Raw genomic sequence first — 18,466 nt, 5'->3', positions numbered from 1 at the left:
GCGACCCGTCCGCGGGTCGCCGGTCGCTGCGCTTGGTGGCGGTCAGGCTCCCGCGGCCGACTTGAGGTCGGCGGCCCGGTCGGTGCTCTCCCAGGTGAGGTCCGGCAACTCCCGGCCGAAGTGACCGTACGCGGCGGTCTGCTGGTAGATCGGGCGGAGCAGGTTGAGGTCCCGGATGATCGCGGCCGGACGCAGGTCGAACACCTCGGTGACGGCCTTCTCGATCGAGGAGACCGGCACGGTCTCGGTGCCGAACGTCTCGATGAACAGGCTCACCGGGTGCGCCTTGCCGATGGCGTAGGCGACCTGCGCCTCGCACCGCTCGGCCAGGCCGGCGGCGACCACGTTCTTGGCGACCCAGCGCATCGCGTACGCGGCGGAGCGGTCCACCTTGGACGGGTCCTTGCCGGAGAACGCGCCGCCGCCGTGGCGGGCGTACCCGCCGTACGTGTCGACGATGATCTTGCGACCGGTCAGCCCGGCGTCACCCATCGGGCCACCGATCTCGAACCGGCCGGTCGGGTTGACCAGCAGCCGGTAGCCGTCGGTGTCCAGGCCGAGGCTCTCCAACTCCGGAGCGATCACGTGGTCGCGCACGTCGGGAGTGAGCAGCGAGTCCAGCGAGATGTCCGCGGCGTGCTGGCTGGACACGACCACGGTGTTCAGCCGGACCGGGCGCAGCCCCTCGTACTCGATGGTGACCTGGGTCTTGCCGTCCGGCCGCAGGTAGGGGATCGTGCCCTCCTTGCGCACGGCGGCCAGCCGGCGGGCCAGCCGGTGGGCGAGGGCGATCGGCAACGGCATCAGCTCGGGCGTCTCCGAGCAGGCGAAGCCGAACATCATGCCCTGGTCGCCGGCGCCCTGCGCGTCCAGCGCGCTCTCCGACGCCCCGGTCCGCAGCTCGAAGGCGTTGTCCACGCCCTGTGCGATGTCCTCGGACTGCGCGCCGATGGAGACGCTGACGCCGCAGGACGCGCCGTCGAAGCCCTTCTTCGACGAGTCGTAGCCGATGTCGAGGATGGTGCGGCGGACGATCGTCGGGATGTCCGCGTACGCCTTGGTGGTCACCTCACCGGCGATGTGCACCTGGCCAGTGGTGATCATGGTCTCCACCGCGACCCGGCTGTGCGGATCCTCGGTCAGCAACGCGTCGAGGATGCCATCGCTGATCTGGTCGGCGATCTTGTCCGGGTGGCCTTCCGTGACCGATTCGGACGTGAAGAGGCGGCGTGTCACGGCACTCCTAAGCGTGTGAGGTCGTTCCGCGGCAGTCTAATCACCACTGCGGCCGGTGCAGGGACCGGTCGCGCTCCGTTCCACCCGTCAGGAGCGGACCGGCAGCCGCGCCACGACGAGATCCCAGACGGTGTCGGCCACGGCTTCCTTGGCCTGCTCGGGCAGCCGGCTGACCGAGCCGTCCGCGCCGATGACCGTCACCGTGTTGGTGTCGGCGCCGAAGACCAGGTCCGGACCGACCTCGTTGACGACGATCAGGTCGGCCCGCTTCCGAGCGAGTTTCGCCCGGCCGTTGGCCTCGGCGTCGCCGGTCTCGGCGGCGAACACCACGAGCACCTGCCCTGGTCGTTTGCGCTGGCCGAGCTCCGCCGCGATGTCCGGGTTCGTGACGAGCTCGATGGTGGGTGCGACACCGTCGTCCGACTTCTTGATTTTGCCAGTCGCGTACGTCGCGGGCCGGAAATCGGCCGGAGCCGCCGCCATCACCACCGCGTCGGCCTCGACGGCGGCCTTCAGCGTCGCCTCCCGCAACTCCGCGGTGGTGCCGACCCGGATCAGGTCGACGCCGGCGGGGTCGGCGAGGCCGACGTTGGCCGAGATGAGGGTGACCCGGGCACCCCGGGCGACCGCCGCACGGGCGAACGCGTACCCCTGCTTGCCGGAGGAACGGTTGCCCAGGAAGCGGACCGGGTCCAGCGGCTCCCGGGTGCCACCGGCGGTGACGACCAGCCGGCGGCCGGCCAGGTCGGCGGGGGCGGAGGCACCTCGGGCCAGGACCCGACGGGCAACGGCGAAGATCTCCGCCGGGTCGGGCAGCCGACCCTTGCCGGTGTCGACGCCGGTGAGCCGCCCGACGGCCGGTTCGATGACCCGGACCCCCCGGGAGCGCAGCGTGGCGACGTTGGCCACGGTGGCGGGGTGCTCCCACATCTCGGTGTGCATGGCCGGGGCCAGCAGCACCGGACAGCGGGCGGTCAGCAGCGTGTTGGTCAGCAGGTCGTCGGCGAGCCCGTGCGCGGCCTTGGCGAGCAGGTCGGTGGTGGTCGGTGCGACCACCACCAGGTCGGCCTGCTGACCGAGCCGGACGTGCGGCACCTCGTGGACGTCGGTCCAGACGTCGTCGGCGACCGGCTGGCCGGAGAGCGCCGCCCAGGTCGGCGCCCCGACGAACCGGAGCGCCGACGCGGTCGGCACGACCCGGACCCGGTGACCTGATTCGGTGAAGAGTCGCAGCAGCTCACACGCCTTGTAGGCGGCGATGCCGCCGCCGACCCCGAGGACGATCGAGGCGGACATCGGCCGGCGAGTGCTTACGGCTGGTCGGTCGGCTCGGCGGTGAGCAGGCCCGAGTTGATCTCGCGCATGGCGATGGAGAGGGGCTTCTCCTGCGGGGTGGTCTCGACGAGCGGGCCGACGTACTCCAGCAGGCCCTCGCCGAGCTGGCTGTAGTAGGCGTTGACCTGGCGCGCGCGCTTGGCGGCGAAGATGACGAGCGCGTACTTCGACGTCGTCTTCTCGAGGAGCTCGTCGATCGGCGGGTTGGTGATGCCTTCGGGGTTGGCGATGGATCCCACGAATTTGACCTCTGCGTCTTTCGAGCCGCGCGCACGCGGTGTTGAGTCTCAACGGCGGCCGGCGGTCAGCCGCGCACGCGCGACCAGGCCGGATCCGGATAAGAAGAACCGAGTAAGCCTACCAGCTCGTCGACCACCCGCTCGGTGCGGTCGTGGGTCAGCGTGTGCGTGAAGGCGGCCGTCACGGTGGGGTCGGGTTCGTACCCCGGTGGGCTCAGCAGCACCAGCCGCGCATCGGGCCGGCGGGCCCGCACCACCGCCGCGCCGGGCAGGTCGAGCGGGAGCAACACCGGCTGCCCGGCGTCGAGCCGGGCGCGCAGCGGTGGGTACGGCGTGCCCCGGCGGTATGCGCCGATCCGGGACCACTCCAACAGCTCGCCCACGGCGACCCGGCGATCGAACTCGGCGGGGGCGAGGAAAACGCGGTCGTCCCCGTCGATCTCCGCCTCCCGGCGCGGGCGGGTCGTTGCCGGCACCGGGATCCACACGGACGGAGAACGCGCCCGGACCAGCTCGACGACACTCTCCCTGCCGGAACCCGAAGGTCCAGCCAGGACAGTGAGCCGAGCAGCCGGGCGCGCCTCGTCATCCGTGCTCACTGCTTGTTTCTACACGCTGCCAGGTTCAGTTGGCGGCGAACTCTCCAAGCAGTGCCTTGCGCTGCTGCTCGCCGAGGCCACGCAGGCGACGGCTGTCCGCAATCTTGAGCTTCTCCATGATCTGGGTAGCCCGGATCTTGCCGATACCCGGCATGGCCTGCAGGACGGCCGAAACCTTGAGCTTTCCGACGACGTCGTCGCTCTCGGCGCGCTCGAGGACGGCACCAAGAGTGGTCTTGCCCTGCTTGAGCTGCTCCTTCAGCTGAGCACGGGCCTTGCGGATCTCCGCGGCCTTCTCGAGCGCGGCAGCGCGTTGTTCGGGGGTCAGTGACGGGAGCGGCACCAGTTCTCCTCAGGTCCCTATCGCGGCGGGCGGGGCGCACCGCCGCATCTGTGAAACGTGGTGTCGCTGTGAACCAAGGGGTCCATGGTTCCCAGCGCGGGGAAAACTAGCGGCCAACGGAGCTTTCGGCAACGTGGGGGCCGCATGATCACCGTAAGGTGACCGACCCGTCAGTCAGTCACCGGGCAGGCAGGACGGCCCGACAGTCGGCCAACACGCGGTCCGCGGCGGCCCGCAGGGCGTCAACGTCGGGGCCGGCGGAGAGCACCTCCCGGGAGTACGACGGGAGCACCGAGGCGAGGCTCGAACCGAAGACGGTACGCAGATCGGCGGCACCGGCACCCTGCGCTCCGAGCCCCGGAGCGAGTAGTGGACCCCCCACGCCGGAGAGGTCGTGACCGGTGTCACCGATGGTCGCCCCGACCACCAGACCGAAGCTCCCGAGCGGAGTCGCACCCTCGTTGAGCTGGGAAATCTCGTCGATCACGGTTTGCGCCACGCTGCGGCCGTCGGCCGTGCGGGCCCGCTGCACGGCCGCGCCCTCGGGGTTGGAGGTGAGGGCCAGCACGAACACGCCACCGCCGTGCTCGGCGGCCAACTCGAACATCGGCGCCAACGAACCGACTCCGAGGTAGGGGCTCGCGGTGACCGCGTCGACATACATCGGGCTGGATGGATCGAGGTACGCGGAGGCGTACGCGCGCATCGTCGAGCCGATGTCGCCGCGCTTCACGTCGAGGAGAACGAGCGAGCCGGCATCCCGTAACTGTCGGATAGTTGACTCAAGAATCTCCACTCCGCGGGATCCGAATCGCTCGAAAAAGGCCGACTGAGGCTTCACCACCGCAACCTGGTCACCGAGCGCCTCGACGACGGTCCGCGCGAACCGATCCAGCCCCGAGACGTCGTCCGGGAGGCCCCAACGAGCCAGCAGACCCGGATGCGGGTCGATGCCCACACAGAGTGGCCCCCGCTCGCCGACCGCCCGGTGCAGCCGGGTTCCGAAGCTCTCCATCCGGTACTCCCTCTCTCCTGCCGGGCGGCGAACCGCCTCCCGGGTGTGCGTTGACGACGGCGGTTCAGCCGGCAGCCACCGCCGCCGCCACCCCGGCCGTGATCCGGGCCAGGTCGGCGTCGTCGGTGACGTACGGCGGCATCGTGTAGACGAGGTCGCGGAACGGGCGCAGCCACACCCCCTGATCCGCCGCGGCCACGGTGGCCGCACCGAGGTCGACCTCGTGGTCGAGTTGGACCACCCCGATCGCGCCGAGCACCCGCACGTCGGCCACGCCGGGCGCACCGCGCAGGGGCTCCAGGCCGGCGCGCAGGCCGGCGCCGACCCTGGCCACCTGGGCCGGCCAGTCCCCGGCCCGCAGCAGCCCGAGGGAGGCGTTGGCCACCGCGCAGGCCAACGGGTTGCCCATGAACGTGGGTCCGTGCGCGAGGACGCCGGCGGCGGAGATGCCCCGGGCGACCTCCGGGGTGCAGAGCGTCGCCGCCAACGTCAGGTAGCCCCCGGTGAGTGCCTTGCCCAGGCACAGCACGTCCGGCGTCACCCCGGCGTGCTCGGCGGCGAACATCGCACCGGTACGGCCGAACCCGGTGGCGATCTCGTCGAAGATCAGCAGCACCCCGTGCGCCCGGGTCACCTCGCGCAGCACCCGGAGGTAGCCCGGATGGTGGAACCGCATCCCGCCGGCGCCCTGGACGACGGGCTCGACGATCACCGCGGCCAGTTCGTCGGCGTGCCGCTCGACGGTCTCCACCAACGCCGCCACGTACGCGTCGTCGGGCGGGTCGTCGAAGCCACCGGGCGGGACCGGGGCGAACACCTGCCGGGGCAGCACGTCACCCCAGAGGTGGTGCATGCCGCCCTCCGGGTCACAGACGCTCATCGGGTGGAACGTGTCGCCGTGGTAGCCGCCCCGCCAGGTCGCCAACCGGCGCCGCTGCGGCCGACCGACGGCCCGCTGGTACTGCAGGCACATCTTCACCGCCACCTCGACGCTCACCGAGCCGGAGTCGGCCAGGAACACGTGCTCCAGACCATCCGGGGTCAGCTCGACCAGGGTCCGGGCGAGCCGTACGGCGGGCTCGTGGGTGAGTCCGCCGAACATCACGTGGCTCATCCGGCCGAGCTGGTCGGTCACCGCCGCGTCCAGCACCGGGTGCCGGTAGCCGTGGATCGCCGCCCACCAGGACGACATCCCGTCCACCAGCTCCCGCCCGTCGGCCAGCCGCAGCCGCACCCCCTCGGCGCTCTCCACCACGTACGGCGGGTTCGTCGGCGGCAGCGCGGCGTACGGATGCCAGACGTGCGCCCGGTCGTAGGCCAGGATCTCCTCCGGTGTCACGGGTACTCCTTCCAGACACGGACGGGCCAGGCGGCGGACGTCGCGCGGCCGAGTCGGGTCGCCTCTTCGCGCCCTTTGCTCTGCTTCAACCCACGCACCGGCCAACGTCCGATATCCGGACGCCGGGTGTTGCGTCCGGTGAAGCAGAGCAAAGGGCGCCAGGTGAAGGTGGCCTCCCGGGCTCGAAGCCGGTGCGGCGGCCAACCGCCGCCGGCCGGCCCCCGCACCGGCCCGACCCGGGAGCGGTCACCGGCCGGCGACCGCGTCCGGTGCCGCCGTGGCGGCCGTCGCGCGGGCGGCGGCGCGGACCAGGGCCGGTCCGCGGTAGATGAAGCCGGTGTAGAGCTGCACCAGGGCGGCGCCGGCGTCGAACATCCGCGCCGCGTCGTCCGGGTCCAGCACCCCGCCGACGCCGATGATCGGCAGCCGACCACCGGTCTCCCGGTGGACGAAGCCGACCACCTCCCGAGCCCGTCCGGTGAGGGGCCGACCGGAGAGCCCACCGGCCTGGGCGCCGCGTTCGGCGTCCACCGTGGCCAGCCCGGTCCGGGACAGCGTGGTGTTGGTGGCGATCACCCCGGCGGCCCCACGGTCCAGGCAGACCTCCAGCAACTCGGCGATCGCCGCCTCGGTCAGGTCGGGCGCGATCTTGACCAGCACCGGCTTCTCCCCCACCAGCGCGCCGAGCAGCGCGTCCAGGTGGGCGCGGTCCTGCAACGACCGCAGGCCCGGAGTGTTCGGTGAGGACACGTTCACCGCGAAGTAGTCGCCGTGGCCGCGCAGCGCCCGGTACGAGGCGAGGTAGTCCTCGACCGCCTCGTCCAGTGGGGTCACCTTGGACTTGCCCAACGAGATGCCCAGCGGCACCCCGAGCGGGCGGGTGAGCGCCGTCAGCCGGGCCGCCAACGCCGCGGCCCCGGCGTTGTTGAAGCCCATCCGGTTGACCACGGCCTCGCTGGCCGGCAGGCGGAACAGCCGCGGCCGTGGGTTGCCCGGCTGGGCGTGCGCCGTGACCGTGCCGACCTCGACGAAACCGAAGCCGAGGGCTGGCCAGGCCGGCAGCGCCGCGCCGTCCTTGTCCATCCCCGCCGCCAACCCGACCGGGTTGGGGAAGCGCACCCCGAACACCGTGCGCGGCGCGTCGACCGCGTAGCGGGTTCGCAGCGCCGCCAACGCGGCCGGCCGCCGCGACAGGGCCGCCAGCCGCCGCAGTGTCCACTCGTGCGCCGCCTCGGCGTCCCCACCCCCGATCCGGAACAACCAGGGCCGTACCGCCTGCTCGAACAGGGTCACTGGGCGGCCCGCAGGATGGCGTGCAGATCCTGCAGGGGGCGTACCTGCATGTCGCCGCGGATTCGCGCCTCGATGCCCATGACCGCCGCCGCCGCGCCGGGGACCGTGGTGATGCAGGGGATGTCGGCGGTGACGGCCGCGCTGCGGATCTCGTAGCCGTCGGAGCGGGCGCTGGCGCCCGAACCCTGCGGCGTGTTGATCACCAGCGCCACCTGGCCGCCGGCGATCAGCGACACCGCGTCATCGCCCTCGCCAGCCTGGTAGTGCTTGCGGACCTGCTCGCAGGCGATGCCGTGCCGGCGCAGCACCTCGGCGGTGCCGGTGGTCGCCACGATCTCGAAGCCGAGATCGGCCAACCGCTTGATCGGGAAGATCATGCCGCGCTTGTCCCGGTTGGCCACCGAGACGAAGATCTTCCCGGCCGTCGGCAGCGAACCGTACGCGGCGGACTGGCTCTTGGCGAAGGCGTGCCCGAAGTTGGTGTCGATGCCCATCACCTCGCCTGTCGACTTCATCTCCGGCCCGAGCAGCGAGTCGATGCCCTTGCCCGCGCGGGTCCGGAAACGCTTGAACGGCAGCACCGCCTCCTTGACCGCGACCGGCGCGTCGGCGGGCATCGTGCCCCCGTCCCCCGCCGCCGGCAGCAGGCCTTCGGCGCGCAGTTCGGCGATCCTCGCGCCGAGCGCGATCCGGGCCGCCGCCTTGGCCAGCGGCACCGCCGTCGCCTTGGAGACGAACGGCACGGTACGCGACGCCCGCGGGTTGGCCTCCAGCACGTAGAGCACGTCGTCCTTGAGGGCGTACTGCACGTTGAGCAGGCCGCGGACGCCGACGCCACGGGCGATGGCCTCGGTGTAGCGGCGGACCTCGGCCAGGTGCGAGCCCGCGAGGGTGATCGGCGGCAGCGCGCAGGACGAGTCGCCGGAGTGGATACCGGCCTCCTCGATGTGCTCCATCACGCCACCGATGTAGACCTCGCCGTCGGCGTCGCAGAGAGCGTCCACGTCGATCTCGATGGCGTCGTCGAGGAACCGGTCCACCAGCACCGGGTGATCCGGGGAGATGTCGGTGGCCCGACCGATGTAGTCGCGCAGCGTCGGGTCGTCGTAGACGATCTCCATGCCCCGACCGCCCAGCACGTACGACGGCCGGACCAGCACCGGGTAGCCGATCTCGTCGGCGATCGTCTTGGCCTCGTCGTAGGACGTGGCCATGCCGTGCGCCGGCGCGCGCAGCCCGGCGCGGGCCAGCACGGCGCCGAACGCGCCCCGCTCCTCGGCCAGGTGGATCGACTCCGGGGAGGTGCCGACGATCGGCACACCGGCGTTCTTGAGCCGCTGCGCCAGGCCCAGCGGGGTCTGCCCGCCGAGCTGCACGACCACCCCGACCACACCCGGCCCGCCGGCCGCCCGGCCGGACGAGTCCTCGGCGTGCCAGACCTCCAGCACGTCCTCGAAGGTCAGCGGCTCGAAGTAGAGCCGGTCGGCGGTGTCGTAGTCGGTGGAGACCGTCTCCGGGTTGCAGTTGACCATGACGGTCTCGTAACCGGCCGACCGCAACGCCTGCACCGCGTGCACACAGGAGTAGTCGAACTCGATGCCCTGCCCGATCCGGTTCGGGCCGGAGCCGAGGATCAGCACCTTCGGCCGGTCCGACGGCGCGACCTCGGTCTCCAGGTCGTACGTCGAGTAGTGGTACGGCGTGGTCGCCTCGAACTCGGCCGCGCAGGTGTCCACCGTCTTGTAGACCGGGCGTACGTCGAGGCGGTGCCGCAGGGTGCGTACGCCGTCCTCGGCGGCCAGCTCCGGGCGCAGCGCGGCGAGCTGACGGTCGGACAGGCCGGCCCGCTTGGCCCGGCGCAGCAGGTCGGCGTCGAGCACCGGCGCGTCGACGATCTCGCCGCGCAGCTCGATCAGCGCGGCGATCTGGTCCAGGAACCACGGGTCGATCCCGCCGGACGCCTCACTGACCTCGGCGATCGACGCGCCGAGGCGCAGCGCCCGCTCGACGGTGTAGAGCCGCCCGTCGTGCGGGATCCGCAGCGCGGCGAGGGTGTCCGCCAGGGTGACGTCCGCCGGGTCCGGCACACTCCAGAAACCGGCCGATTTGGTTTCCATCGAGCGCATCGCCTTGTTCAGCGCCTCGGTGAAGTTGCGCCCGAGGCTCATCGCCTCGCCCACCGACTTCATCGTGGTGGTCAGCTCCGGGTCCGCGCCGGGGAACTTCTCGAACGCGAACCGGGGGATCTTCACCACCACGTAGTCCAGGCTCGGCTCGAACGCCGCCGGGGTCTTCAACGTGATGTCGTTGGGGATCTCGTCGAGGGTGTAGCCGATGGCCAGCTTCGCGGCGATCTTCGCGATCGGGAAGCCGGTCGCCTTCGAGGCCAGCGCCGAGGAGCGCGACACCCGGGGGTTCATCTCGATCACGACGATCCGGCCGTCGACCGGGTTGACCGCGAACTGGATGTTGCAGCCGCCGGTGTCCACCCCGACCTCGCGCAGCACCGCGATGCCCAGGTCCCGCAGGCGCTGGTACTCCCGGTCGGTGAGCGTCATGGCCGGGGCCACGGTGACGCTGTCGCCGGTGTGCACGCCCATCGGGTCGATGTTCTCGATCGAGCAGACCACCACCACGTTGTCGTGCCGGTCGCGCATCAGCTCGAGCTCGTACTCCTTCCAGCCGAGCACGCTCTCCTCGATGAGGACCTCGTGCACCGGGCTGGCGGCCAGGCCGTCGCCGGCGATGCGGGCCAGGTCCTCCGAGGTGTGCGCCATGCCGGAGCCCAGGCCACCCATGGTGAACGACGGCCGGATCACCACCGGCAGGCCCAGCTCGGCGACCGTCGCCTCGACCTCGTCCATCGTGTGGCAGACCCGCGAGCGGGGCACCAGGCCGGTCGGGTCGTCGACACCGAGGCGTACGCCGGCCTTCGCCACGATCTCCTTGAACAGCTGCCGGTCCTCGCCCCGGTTGATGGCGTCGATGTTCGCGCCGATCAACTCCACGCCGTATTTCTCCAGGACGCCGGCCTCGTGCAGGGCGACGGCCGTGTTCAGCGCGGTCTGCCCGCCGAGGGTCGCCAGGATCGCGTCCGGGCGCTCCTTGGCGATGACCAGCTCCACGAACTCCGGGGTGATCGGCTCGACGTACGTCGCGTCGGCGAACTCCGGGTCGGTCATGATCGTCGCCGGGTTGGAGTTGACCAGGCTGACCCGGATCCCCTCGCTGCGCAGCACCCGGCACGCCTGGGTGCCGGAGTAGTCGAACTCGCAGGCCTGCCCGATGACGATCGGCCCGGAGCCGATCACGAGGATGTGCTTGAGATCGGTCCGCTTAGGCATTGCTGCGCCCCCTGCTGTGGTTCCGGCCCTCGATGAGATCGGCGAATCGGTCGAAGAGGTAGTCCGCGTCGTGCGGGCCGGCCGCCGCCTCCGGGTGGTACTGGACGGTGAACGCGGGCAGGTCCACGGCCCGCAGTCCCTCGACCACGTTGTCATTGAGGCAGACGTGCGACACCCGGACGCCACCGAAGTCGGTGTCGATCACCTGGTCGGGGACGACCGCGCCAGCGCCCGTGCCGGGGACCTGGACCGCGAAGCCATGGTTGTGGCTGGTCACCTCGACCTTGCCGGTGACCCGGTCGAGCACCGGCTGGTTGATCCCCCGGTGGCCGTAGCCCAACTTGTAGGTGCCGAAGCCGAGCGCCCGACCGAGGATCTGGCTGCCGAAGCAGATGCCGAACAGCGGCACCTCCCGCCGCAGCGCCTCCCGGGCCAACGCCACCGGGGCGTCGGCGGTCGCCGGGTCACCCGGGCCGGGCGACAGGAAGATCGCATCGGCGCCGGTGGCGAGCATCTGGTCGATGCTCGACGACGCCGGCAGCACGTGGGTGGTCACCCCACGGGTGGCCAGCCGACGCGGCACGTTGCGCTTGATGCCCAGGTCCAGCGCCGCCACGGTGAACCGGTGCTCGCCGAGGGCCTCGACGACGTACGGCTCGGCGGTGCTCACCTCGGCGGACAGGTCCGCACCGACCATCTGCGGTGACTGCCGGACCCGGGCCAGCAGGCTCTGCGGGTCCTTCTCGACGCTGGAGATGCCCACCCGCATGGCGCCCCGCTCGCGCAGGTGCCGGGTCAGCGCCCGGGTGTCCACCCCGCTGATGCCCACCACACCCTCGGTGGCGAGGCGGTCCTCCAGACTGCCGGTGGCCCGCCAGTTCGAACCGATCCGGGCCGGGTCGCGCACCACATAACCCGCCACCCAGATCCGGCCGGACTCGTCGTCCTCGCCGTTCACGCCGGTGTTGCCGATGTGCGGGGCGGTCTGCACCACCACCTGCCGGTGGTAGGACGGGTCGGTCAGGGTCTCCTGATAACCGGTCATGCCGGTGTTGAAGACCGCCTCGCCGAAGGTCTCCCCGACGCTGCCGTACGCCTCACCGGGGAACGTGCGCCCGTCCTCGAGCACCAGGATTGCGGGTCTGCGCTTGGTCACTTGATGGCCTTTCCGTCCAGGACCGTCGGCTCGCCACGCAGGAAGGTCGCCACGATGCGACCCGGCAGCGTCATGCGGGCGTACGGGGTGTTGCGACTGCGGCTGGCCAGCTCCGTCGGCTCGATGGTGCGGCGGGCGGCCGGGTCGATCAGGGTCAGGTTGGCCGGCACACCCGGCGCGGGGTCGACGCCGTGCCCGGTGAGGCCGGCGATCCGGGCGGGCGTACGCGACATCCGCTCGGCGATCAGGTCCCACTCGGGGCCGAGCACGTCGAGCGCGATGGACAGGGCCGTCTCCAGGCCGAGCATGCCCGGTCGGGCGTACGCCCACTCGCACTCCTTGTCCTCCACGGCGTGCGGGGCGTGGTCGGTGGCGATCACGTCGACCACACCGTCGGCGAGCGCGGCGCGCAGCGCGGCGATGTCCGCGGCCGTCCGCAGCGGCGGGTTGACCTTGAAGACCGGGTCGTAGCTCTCCGCTCGCTCATCGGTGAGCAGCAGGTGGTGCGGGGTGACCTCGGCGGTGACGCGTACCCCACGGGCCTTCGCCTGGCGCAGCACCTCGACGCTGCCGGCGGTGGAGACGTGGCAGACGTGCAGGCGGCTGCCCACGTGCTCGGCGAGCAGCACGTCCCGGGCGATGATCGCCTCCTCGGCGACCGCCGGCCAGCCGATCAGCCCGAGTCGGGTGGAGACCTCACCCTCGTGCATTTGTGCGCCCTCGGTGAGCCGGGGCTCCTCGGCGTGCTGGGCGATGATCCCGTCGAACGCCTTCACGTACTCCAGTGCCCGGCGCATCAGCTTCGGGTCGGCGACGCAGTGCCCGTCGTCGGAGAAGATCCGCACCCGGGCCGCGGAGTCCGCCATCGCGCCCAGCTCGGCGAGGCGCTCGCCGGCCAGCCCGACGGTGACCGCGCCGATCGGTTGCACGTCGACCAGACCGGCCTCGCGGCCGAGCCGCCAGACCTGCTCGACCACGCCCGCGGTGTCGGCGACGGGGGACGTGTTGGCCATCGCGCAGACCGCCGTGTAGCCACCCATCGCCGCCGCACGGGACCCGGACTCGACGGTCTCGGCGTCCTCCCGGCCGGGCTCGCGCAGGTGGGTGTGCAGGTCGACGAGGCCGGGCAGGGCGACCAGCCCGGTGCCGTCGACGACTGTGGCGTCCGGCGCGGACAGGCCGGCGCCGACCTCGGCGACCAGACCGTCGCGGATCAGCAGGTCGGTCGGCGCGCCGCCGACGACACTCACGCTGGTGATCAGGTACGCGCTCACCGGTTGTTCCCTCCGAGCAGCAGGTAAAGAACAGCCATCCGCACGGAGACACCGTTGGTGACCTGTTCGACGATTGTGGAGCGGGGTGAGTCGGCGACCTCGGGGGTGATCTCCATCCCCCGGTTCATCGGGCCGGGGTGCATGACGATCGCGTGCTCGGGCAGCCGGCGCATCCGTGGGCCGTCCAGCCCGTAGCGGCGGGCGTACTCGCGCGCGGAGGGGAAGTAGGAGTCGTTCATCCGCTCCCGCTGCACCCGCAGCATCATCACCACGTCGACGTTGGGCAGCACGGAGTCGAGGTCGTAGGAGACGTCGGTCGCCGGGGCGAGGGCTCCCGCGATGTCGACCGGGATGAGCGTCGGCGGGCCGACCAGGGTGACCTTCGCGCCGAGGGTGGAGAGCAGCAGCACGTTGGAGCGGGCGACCCGGGAGTGCAGCACGTCCCCGACCACCGCGACCGACAGCCCGGCGAGCCGGCCCAGCCGGGACCGCATGGTGTACGCGTCCAGCAACGCCTGGGTCGGGTGCTCGTGGGTGCCGTCCCCGGCGTTGACGACCGATCCGTCGACCCAGTTGGCCAGCCGGTGCGGCGCGCCCGAGGCGGGGTGCCGCACGACGACGGCGTCGGCGCCCATGGCCTGCAGGGTCAACGCGGTGTCCTTCAGGCTCTCGCCCTTGGTGACGCTGGAGCCCTTCGCGGAAAAGTTGATCACGTCGGCGCTGAGCCGCTTCGCCGCCGCCTCGAAGGAGATCCGGGTGCGGGTGGAGTCCTCGTAGAAGAGGTTCACCACGGTCCGGCCGCGCAGGGCGGGCAGTTTCTTGATCTCCCGACCGGCGACGGTGGCCATCTCGGCGGCGGTGTCCAGGATCTCGGTGGCGGTGTCGGCGTCCAGGTCCGCGCCGGAGAGCAGATGCTTGATCACTCCGCTGGCCTTTCGTTCGCGACGGGTCCCCCGTAGAGCTTGACCTCGTCGGTCCCGTCGGTCTCGGCGAACGTCACCTTCACGTTCTCGGCGAGCGAGGTCGGGATGTTCTTGCCGACGTAGTCGGCGCGGATCGGCAACTCCCGGTGGCCGCGGTCGACCAGGACGGCGAGTTGCACCGACGCCGGGCGGCCCACGTCGTTGAGCGCGTCGAGCGCGGCCCGGACGGTACGGCCGGAGAAGAGCACGTCGTCGACGAGGATGACCCGCTTGCCGTCGATCCCGCCGGACGGCAACTCGGTCGGGCCGATCGCGCGAGTGGCCTGCCGGCGCAGGTCGTCGCGGTACAGGGTGATGTCGAGCACACCTACCGGAACGGCGACGTCCTCGAAGGTGCTGATCCGGTCGGCGAGTCGCCGGGCGAGGGGCGTCCCCCGGGTCGGAATTCCCAGCAGCACCGTGTTGGCGGCACCCTGGGTCTTCTCCAGGATCTGGTGGGCGATGCGGTCGACCACGCGTTGCACGTCGGCGCTGGCGAGGATCACCTTCACCGAGGGTTGTCGCGGTGGTGACGGGCGGGCAGCCGGTGGGTATGCCACGGCGGACCTCCTTCCCCGCCTCACGGGACGGGTCGTTAAAGGATGTCGGGCACCTCCGGCCGGACCGCGCAGCGGACCTGACCGGGGCTTCGCGCCACGTTACCAGTGGTCACCGGGCCGAGGGACGGCGGCCGCTGACCACCGGGTCAGGACCAGGATTCGGGGACGACTTCCCGGACGCTCCTCAACGGTCGGGTCACGACCACTTGACCAGGTGTCGCATTCCCCGTACCGTCACGCTCCGTAGCGATCGACGGGAGAACCCCGAGCAGCACTGGGAGTGTCCGAATGCCCTCTGAATACGCCAAGTCTCTGGGCGCCCGCCTGCGCTCCATCCGCCAGCAGCAGGGCCTGTCCCTGCAGGGTGTGGAGGAGAAGTCGAATGGGCGGTGGAAGGCCGTGGTGGTCGGCTCGTACGAGCGCGGCGACCGGGCCGTGACGGTGTCCCGTCTGGCCGAGTTGGCCGAGTTCTACCGTGTCCCCGTCTCGGAGCTGCTGCCTGACGGCAGTGGTGTCCGGCACGAGCCCACCAGCAAGATCGTCCTGGACCTGGAGCGGCTCTACGACGAGGCCTCCGAGGACCTGGCCTACGTCGCCCGCTACGCCCGCGCCATCCAGCAGCAGCGTGGTGACTACAACGGCCGGGTGCTCTCGATCCGCGCCGACGATCTGCGGGCCCTCGCGATCGTCTACGACGCCTCGCCGTCGGGTCTGATCGAGCGGCTCACCGAGCACGGTGTGCTGGTGGCCGACCCGCGGGCGTTCTTCGCCTCCTGAGCTGTCGCTGTACCGAAAGGGCCCGTGCCATCTGGCACGGGCCCTTTCCGGTAACGGTGTTCGGTGCTGCGACGGTCAGCGGGTGGCGTACTCGGCGATGCGGCCGAGCACCCCGTTGAGGAAGCGCGGCGAATCGTCGGTCGACATCTGCCGGGCCAACTCCACAGCCTCACTGATCGCTACCGCGTCGTCGATCTCGTCGACGTAGAGCAACTCGTAGACGGCGATCCGGGCCAGATTCCGGTCGACGACCGGCATCCGCTCCAACGTCCAACCCTCGGCATAGCTGCCGATCAGCTCGTCGATCCGGTTGAGGTGCTCGGCGACGCCCTCGACCAGACCCACCGCGTAGCCGAGGTGCTCCGGTCGGGGCTGCTCGATCCGCTGCACGTAGCCGGCCAGCACCTCCACCGGAGGCTTGTCCCGCAGGTCGGCCTCGTAGAGGACATCCAGCGCCCGCTTGCGCGCCTTGCGGCGCGCCGGCATCTGCTGCTTGGAACCCTCAGCCATCAGGCGCGGCCGAGGTAACGGCCGTCGCGGGTGTCGACCTTGATCTTCTCACCGGTGGTGATGAACAGCGGCACCGGCACGGTGGCGCCGGTCTCCACGGTCGCCGGCTTGGTGCCGCCGGTCGAGCGGTCACCCTGCAGGCCCGGCTCGGTGTAGGTGACCTCCAGCACGACGCTCGTGGGCAGCTCGATGTAGAGCGGCACACCCTCGTGCTGGGCGACGGTCGCCTCCGCCTCGGGCAGCAGGTAGTTGGCTGCCTCGCCAACGGTGCCGCCGAGCACGGTGATCTGGTCGAACGTCTCCAGATCCATGAAGACGAAGTCCTCACCGTCGGCGTACAGGTATTGCATCGTGCGCTTGTCAACGGTCGCGGTTTCGACCTTGGTGCCCGCGTTGAAGGTCTTGTCGACCACCTTCCCGGACAGCACGTTCTTCAGCGTGGTGCGCACGAAGGCACCACCCTTACCGGGCTTGACGTGCTGGAACTCGACGACAGCCCAGAGCTCGCCGTCCAGGTTGAGTACCAGGCCGTTTTTGAGGTCGTTGGTGGAGGCCATTTCCTGCCTTGATCATCAATTGGCGGACAGACCTTACGAGTCTACTAGCTGCGCCGAGACCCGCTGACCACCCTACGCGGGCGGGGGCCGACCCACGGGCATCGACGCCCACAATGGTGACGGAACGTGACCTTCGCGAGGGTACCCGTTCCCCTCGTCGAACCCTTTGCTCTGCTTCAACCCACGCACCAGTCACCCACCGTGCCGGCCAGACAGCCGCCCTCGGTACGACCCAACTCACAAAGCCGCAGCTCACCGCACTGTTGCGCCGGTTGAAGCAGAGCAAAGGATCTGAGCAGCTGGGTACACCGGCGCCGGACGCGGCACACCCGGTAACGCTCGGCGACGCCGTTAACGCTCACAATCGGTGATTTGTCGCAGCCGGTGGGAAATGGGCGGGAAGGCGTTGGTCAGGCGCCTCGGCCGGCCAGGTGGTGCAGAGCGAGGCGATAGCCGTCGATGCCGAGGCCGCAGATCACCCCGGTCGCCACCGCGGACACCACCGAATGGTGCCGGAACTCCTCACGGGCGTGGATGTTGGACAGGTGCACCTCCACCAACGGCCCCCGCAGCATCGCGCACGCGTCACGGACGGCGTACGAGTAGTGCGACCAGGCAGCCGGGTTGAGCACCACCGCGGCAGCCTCGTCGGCGGCGGCGTGCAACCAGCCGAGCAGCTCGTGCTCGGCGTCGGTCTGCCGGACCGTCACGTCCAACCCCAACTCCCGGCCGGTGGCCTCGCAGAGCGCCACCAGGTCGGCGTAGGTGGTCGCGCCGTACACCTCGGGCTCCCGGGTGCCCAGCCGGCCCAGGTTCGGCCCGTTGAGGACGTACACCTTCACCGGCTGGCCACCTCCTGGTAGGCGGCCTCCAGCAGCGCGTCGTCCGGGCCCTCCAACATCGCCGGACGGGCCAACCCGTCCAGCACCACGAAACGCAGCCGACTGCCCCGCGCCTTCTTGTCCACCCGCATCGCGGCCAGCAACCGCGGCCAGGCGTCGGCCGGGTAGCTCACCGGAAGACCGAGCGCGGTCAGGGCGACCCGGTGCCGGTCGGCGGTCGGCGCGTCCAGCCGGCCGGCGAGCCGGGCCAGCGCGGCCGCGTAGACCAGGCCGACGGCGACGGCGTGCCCGTGCCGCCAGCGGTAGCCTTCGTTCTGCTCGATCGCGTGGGCGAGGGTGTGACCGTAGTTGAGCACCTCCCGCACGCCCGACTCGCGCAGGTCACCGGCGACCACGTCCGCCTTGACCCGGATCGCCCGCTCGATCAGCTCCCGCGTCACCGGCCCGCGCGCGTCGGTGGCCGCCTCCGGGTCGCTCTCGACGAGATCCAGGATCGCCGGATCGGCGATGAACCCGCACTTGACCACCTCGGCGAGCCCGGCCGCCAGGTCGACCGCGGGCAGGCTGTCCAGGGTGGCCAGGTCGGCCAGCACACCGACCGGCGGATGGAACGCGCCCACCAGGTTCTTGCCGGCGGCCGTGTTGATGCCCGTCTTGCCGCCCACCGCGGCGTCCACCATGCCCAGCAGCGAGGTCGCCACCGGCACCCAGCGCACCCCGCGCAACCAGCAGGCCGCGACGAAGCCGGCCAGGTCGGTCACCGCGCCGCCGCCCACCCCGACCACCGCGTCGGTACGGGTGAAGCCGGCCGCGCCGAGCCGGTCCCAGCAGGCGGCCGCCACGTCGATCTGCTTGCCCGACTCGGCGTCGGGCACCTCGATCGGCAGTGGCTCGACGCCGGCGGCGCGCAGCCGCTCGCCGAGCGCGTCCGCCAGGGCCTTGAGCGGGGGCGCGTGCAGCACCGCCGCCCGACTCGCGCCGGGCAGCAGGCCCGGCAACGCGGTCAGCAGGTCACGCCCCACCAACACGTCGTACGGCCGCTCGCCGCCGACCGGAATCCGGGTCACCTCGTTCATCGCCGGCAG

General features: G+C 71.2%; 18 protein-coding genes. 1 reads left to right on the top strand and 17 read right to left on the bottom strand.

Annotated features, from left to right (window positions below; all coding sequences use genetic code 11):
- Window positions 1–42 precede the first annotated feature (42 nt).
- The 13 genes from metK to pyrR form a co-directional block, all read right to left on the bottom strand.
- Complete coding sequence (gene metK, locus AB0C25_RS20850) at window positions 43–1,236, bottom strand: methionine adenosyltransferase (RefSeq protein WP_357375455.1); 1,194 nt, start codon at window positions 1,234–1,236, stop codon at window positions 43–45.
- Between the two features lie 87 nt (window positions 1,237–1,323).
- Window positions 1,324–2,532, bottom strand: coding sequence for a bifunctional phosphopantothenoylcysteine decarboxylase/phosphopantothenate--cysteine ligase CoaBC (gene coaBC / locus AB0C25_RS20845; RefSeq protein ID WP_357375453.1), 1,209 nt, complete (start codon window positions 2,530–2,532; stop codon window positions 1,324–1,326).
- A 14-nt stretch (window positions 2,533–2,546) separates the two neighbouring features.
- Entirely contained in the window at window positions 2,547–2,810 is a 264-nt protein-coding gene (gene rpoZ / locus AB0C25_RS20840) for a DNA-directed RNA polymerase subunit omega (RefSeq protein ID WP_030335666.1), read from the bottom strand.
- A gap of 65 nt (window positions 2,811–2,875) precedes the next feature.
- Window positions 2,876–3,409, bottom strand: a complete 534-nt coding sequence (locus AB0C25_RS20835) for a guanylate kinase (RefSeq protein WP_357375451.1) — start codon at window positions 3,407–3,409, stop codon at window positions 2,876–2,878.
- A gap of 25 nt (window positions 3,410–3,434) precedes the next feature.
- A complete protein-coding gene (gene mihF / locus AB0C25_RS20830) occupies window positions 3,435–3,752 on the bottom strand; it encodes an integration host factor, actinobacterial type (protein WP_030335662.1) in 318 nt (105 codons plus the stop codon).
- A 178-nt stretch (window positions 3,753–3,930) separates the two neighbouring features.
- On the bottom strand, window positions 3,931–4,767 hold the full coding sequence (gene pyrF / locus AB0C25_RS20825; RefSeq protein ID WP_357375449.1) for an orotidine-5'-phosphate decarboxylase: 837 nt from the start codon (window positions 4,765–4,767) through the stop codon (window positions 3,931–3,933).
- A gap of 64 nt (window positions 4,768–4,831) precedes the next feature.
- The gene (locus AB0C25_RS20820; RefSeq protein ID WP_357375447.1) at window positions 4,832–6,106 is read right to left on the bottom strand and encodes an adenosylmethionine--8-amino-7-oxononanoate transaminase; all 1,275 of its coding nucleotides are present in this window, start codon (window positions 6,104–6,106) and stop codon (window positions 4,832–4,834) included.
- Window positions 6,107–6,352: 246 nt separating this feature from the next.
- The gene (locus AB0C25_RS20815; protein ID WP_357375445.1) at window positions 6,353–7,399 is read right to left on the bottom strand and encodes a quinone-dependent dihydroorotate dehydrogenase; all 1,047 of its coding nucleotides are present in this window, start codon (window positions 7,397–7,399) and stop codon (window positions 6,353–6,355) included.
- Entirely contained in the window at window positions 7,396–10,743 is a 3,348-nt protein-coding gene (gene carB / locus AB0C25_RS20810; RefSeq protein WP_357375443.1) for a carbamoyl-phosphate synthase large subunit, read from the bottom strand. Before carB ends, AB0C25_RS20815 begins: the two co-directional genes overlap by 4 nt.
- Window positions 10,736–11,899: a glutamine-hydrolyzing carbamoyl-phosphate synthase small subunit gene (gene carA / locus AB0C25_RS20805; protein ID WP_357375441.1), complete on the bottom strand. Its 1,164-nt coding sequence runs from the start codon at window positions 11,897–11,899 to the stop codon at window positions 10,736–10,738. Before carA ends, carB begins: the two co-directional genes overlap by 8 nt.
- The gene (locus AB0C25_RS20800) at window positions 11,896–13,173 is read right to left on the bottom strand and encodes a dihydroorotase (protein ID WP_357375439.1); all 1,278 of its coding nucleotides are present in this window, start codon (window positions 13,171–13,173) and stop codon (window positions 11,896–11,898) included. The genes carA and AB0C25_RS20800 overlap by 4 nt, the downstream gene beginning before the upstream one ends.
- Window positions 13,170–14,096, bottom strand: a complete 927-nt coding sequence (locus AB0C25_RS20795) for an aspartate carbamoyltransferase catalytic subunit (protein WP_357254827.1) — start codon at window positions 14,094–14,096, stop codon at window positions 13,170–13,172. Before AB0C25_RS20795 ends, AB0C25_RS20800 begins: the two co-directional genes overlap by 4 nt.
- Window positions 14,093–14,695 (bottom strand): bifunctional pyr operon transcriptional regulator/uracil phosphoribosyltransferase PyrR, encoded by a 603-nt coding sequence (gene pyrR / locus AB0C25_RS20790; protein ID WP_357375437.1) that lies wholly within the window; start codon window positions 14,693–14,695, stop codon window positions 14,093–14,095. Before pyrR ends, AB0C25_RS20795 begins: the two co-directional genes overlap by 4 nt.
- Before the next feature lie 288 nt (window positions 14,696–14,983).
- Here pyrR and AB0C25_RS20785 point away from each other — a divergent pair, with 288 nt between their 5' ends.
- The gene (locus tag AB0C25_RS20785; protein ID WP_007458348.1) at window positions 14,984–15,472 is read left to right on the top strand and encodes a transcriptional regulator; all 489 of its coding nucleotides are present in this window, start codon (window positions 14,984–14,986) and stop codon (window positions 15,470–15,472) included.
- 75 nt (window positions 15,473–15,547) lie between these two features.
- On the opposite strand, the gene nusB is transcribed toward AB0C25_RS20785, so the two are convergent.
- The 4 genes from nusB to aroB form a co-directional block, all read right to left on the bottom strand.
- Window positions 15,548–15,958 (bottom strand): transcription antitermination factor NusB, encoded by a 411-nt coding sequence (nusB, locus tag AB0C25_RS20780; RefSeq protein WP_357375583.1) that lies wholly within the window; start codon window positions 15,956–15,958, stop codon window positions 15,548–15,550.
- 23 nt (window positions 15,959–15,981) lie between these two features.
- Window positions 15,982–16,539 (bottom strand): elongation factor P, encoded by a 558-nt coding sequence (gene efp, locus AB0C25_RS20775; protein WP_210793018.1) that lies wholly within the window; start codon window positions 16,537–16,539, stop codon window positions 15,982–15,984.
- 410 nt (window positions 16,540–16,949) lie between these two features.
- Window positions 16,950–17,381, bottom strand: a complete 432-nt coding sequence (gene aroQ / locus AB0C25_RS20770) for a type II 3-dehydroquinate dehydratase (protein ID WP_357375435.1) — start codon at window positions 17,379–17,381, stop codon at window positions 16,950–16,952.
- Window positions 17,378–18,457, bottom strand: coding sequence for a 3-dehydroquinate synthase (gene aroB, locus AB0C25_RS20765; protein ID WP_357375433.1), 1,080 nt, complete (start codon window positions 18,455–18,457; stop codon window positions 17,378–17,380). Before aroB ends, aroQ begins: the two co-directional genes overlap by 4 nt.
- Between the last annotated feature and the right edge of the window lie 9 nt (window positions 18,458–18,466).

Origin of the sequence: Micromonospora sp. NPDC048839 (assembly GCF_040649915.1) — a bacterium.
In the GTDB taxonomy this organism is placed as follows: domain Bacteria; phylum Actinomycetota; class Actinomycetes; order Mycobacteriales; family Micromonosporaceae; genus Micromonospora.
The sequence above is the reverse complement of the archived record's forward strand: the minus strand, read 5'-3'. Positions and strand labels throughout refer to the sequence as shown.

Coding starts and splice junctions, on each gene's coding strand:
- coaBC (WP_357375453.1), bottom strand. CDS start 2,532: ATGTCCGCCTCGATCGTCCTCGGGGTCGGCGGCGGCATCGCCGCCTAC.
- pyrF (WP_357375449.1), bottom strand. CDS start 4,767: ATGGAGAGCTTCGGAACCCGGCTGCACCGGGCGGTCGGCGAGCGGGGG.
- carB (WP_357375443.1), bottom strand. CDS start 10,743: ATGCCTAAGCGGACCGATCTCAAGCACATCCTCGTGATCGGCTCCGGG.
- AB0C25_RS20785 (WP_007458348.1), top strand. CDS start 14,984: ATGCCCTCTGAATACGCCAAGTCTCTGGGCGCCCGCCTGCGCTCCATC.
- nusB (WP_357375583.1), bottom strand. CDS start 15,958: ATGCCGGCGCGCCGCAAGGCGCGCAAGCGGGCGCTGGATGTCCTCTAC.
- efp (WP_210793018.1), bottom strand. CDS start 16,539: ATGGCCTCCACCAACGACCTCAAAAACGGCCTGGTACTCAACCTGGAC.
- aroB (WP_357375433.1), bottom strand. CDS start 18,457: ATGAACGAGGTGACCCGGATTCCGGTCGGCGGCGAGCGGCCGTACGAC.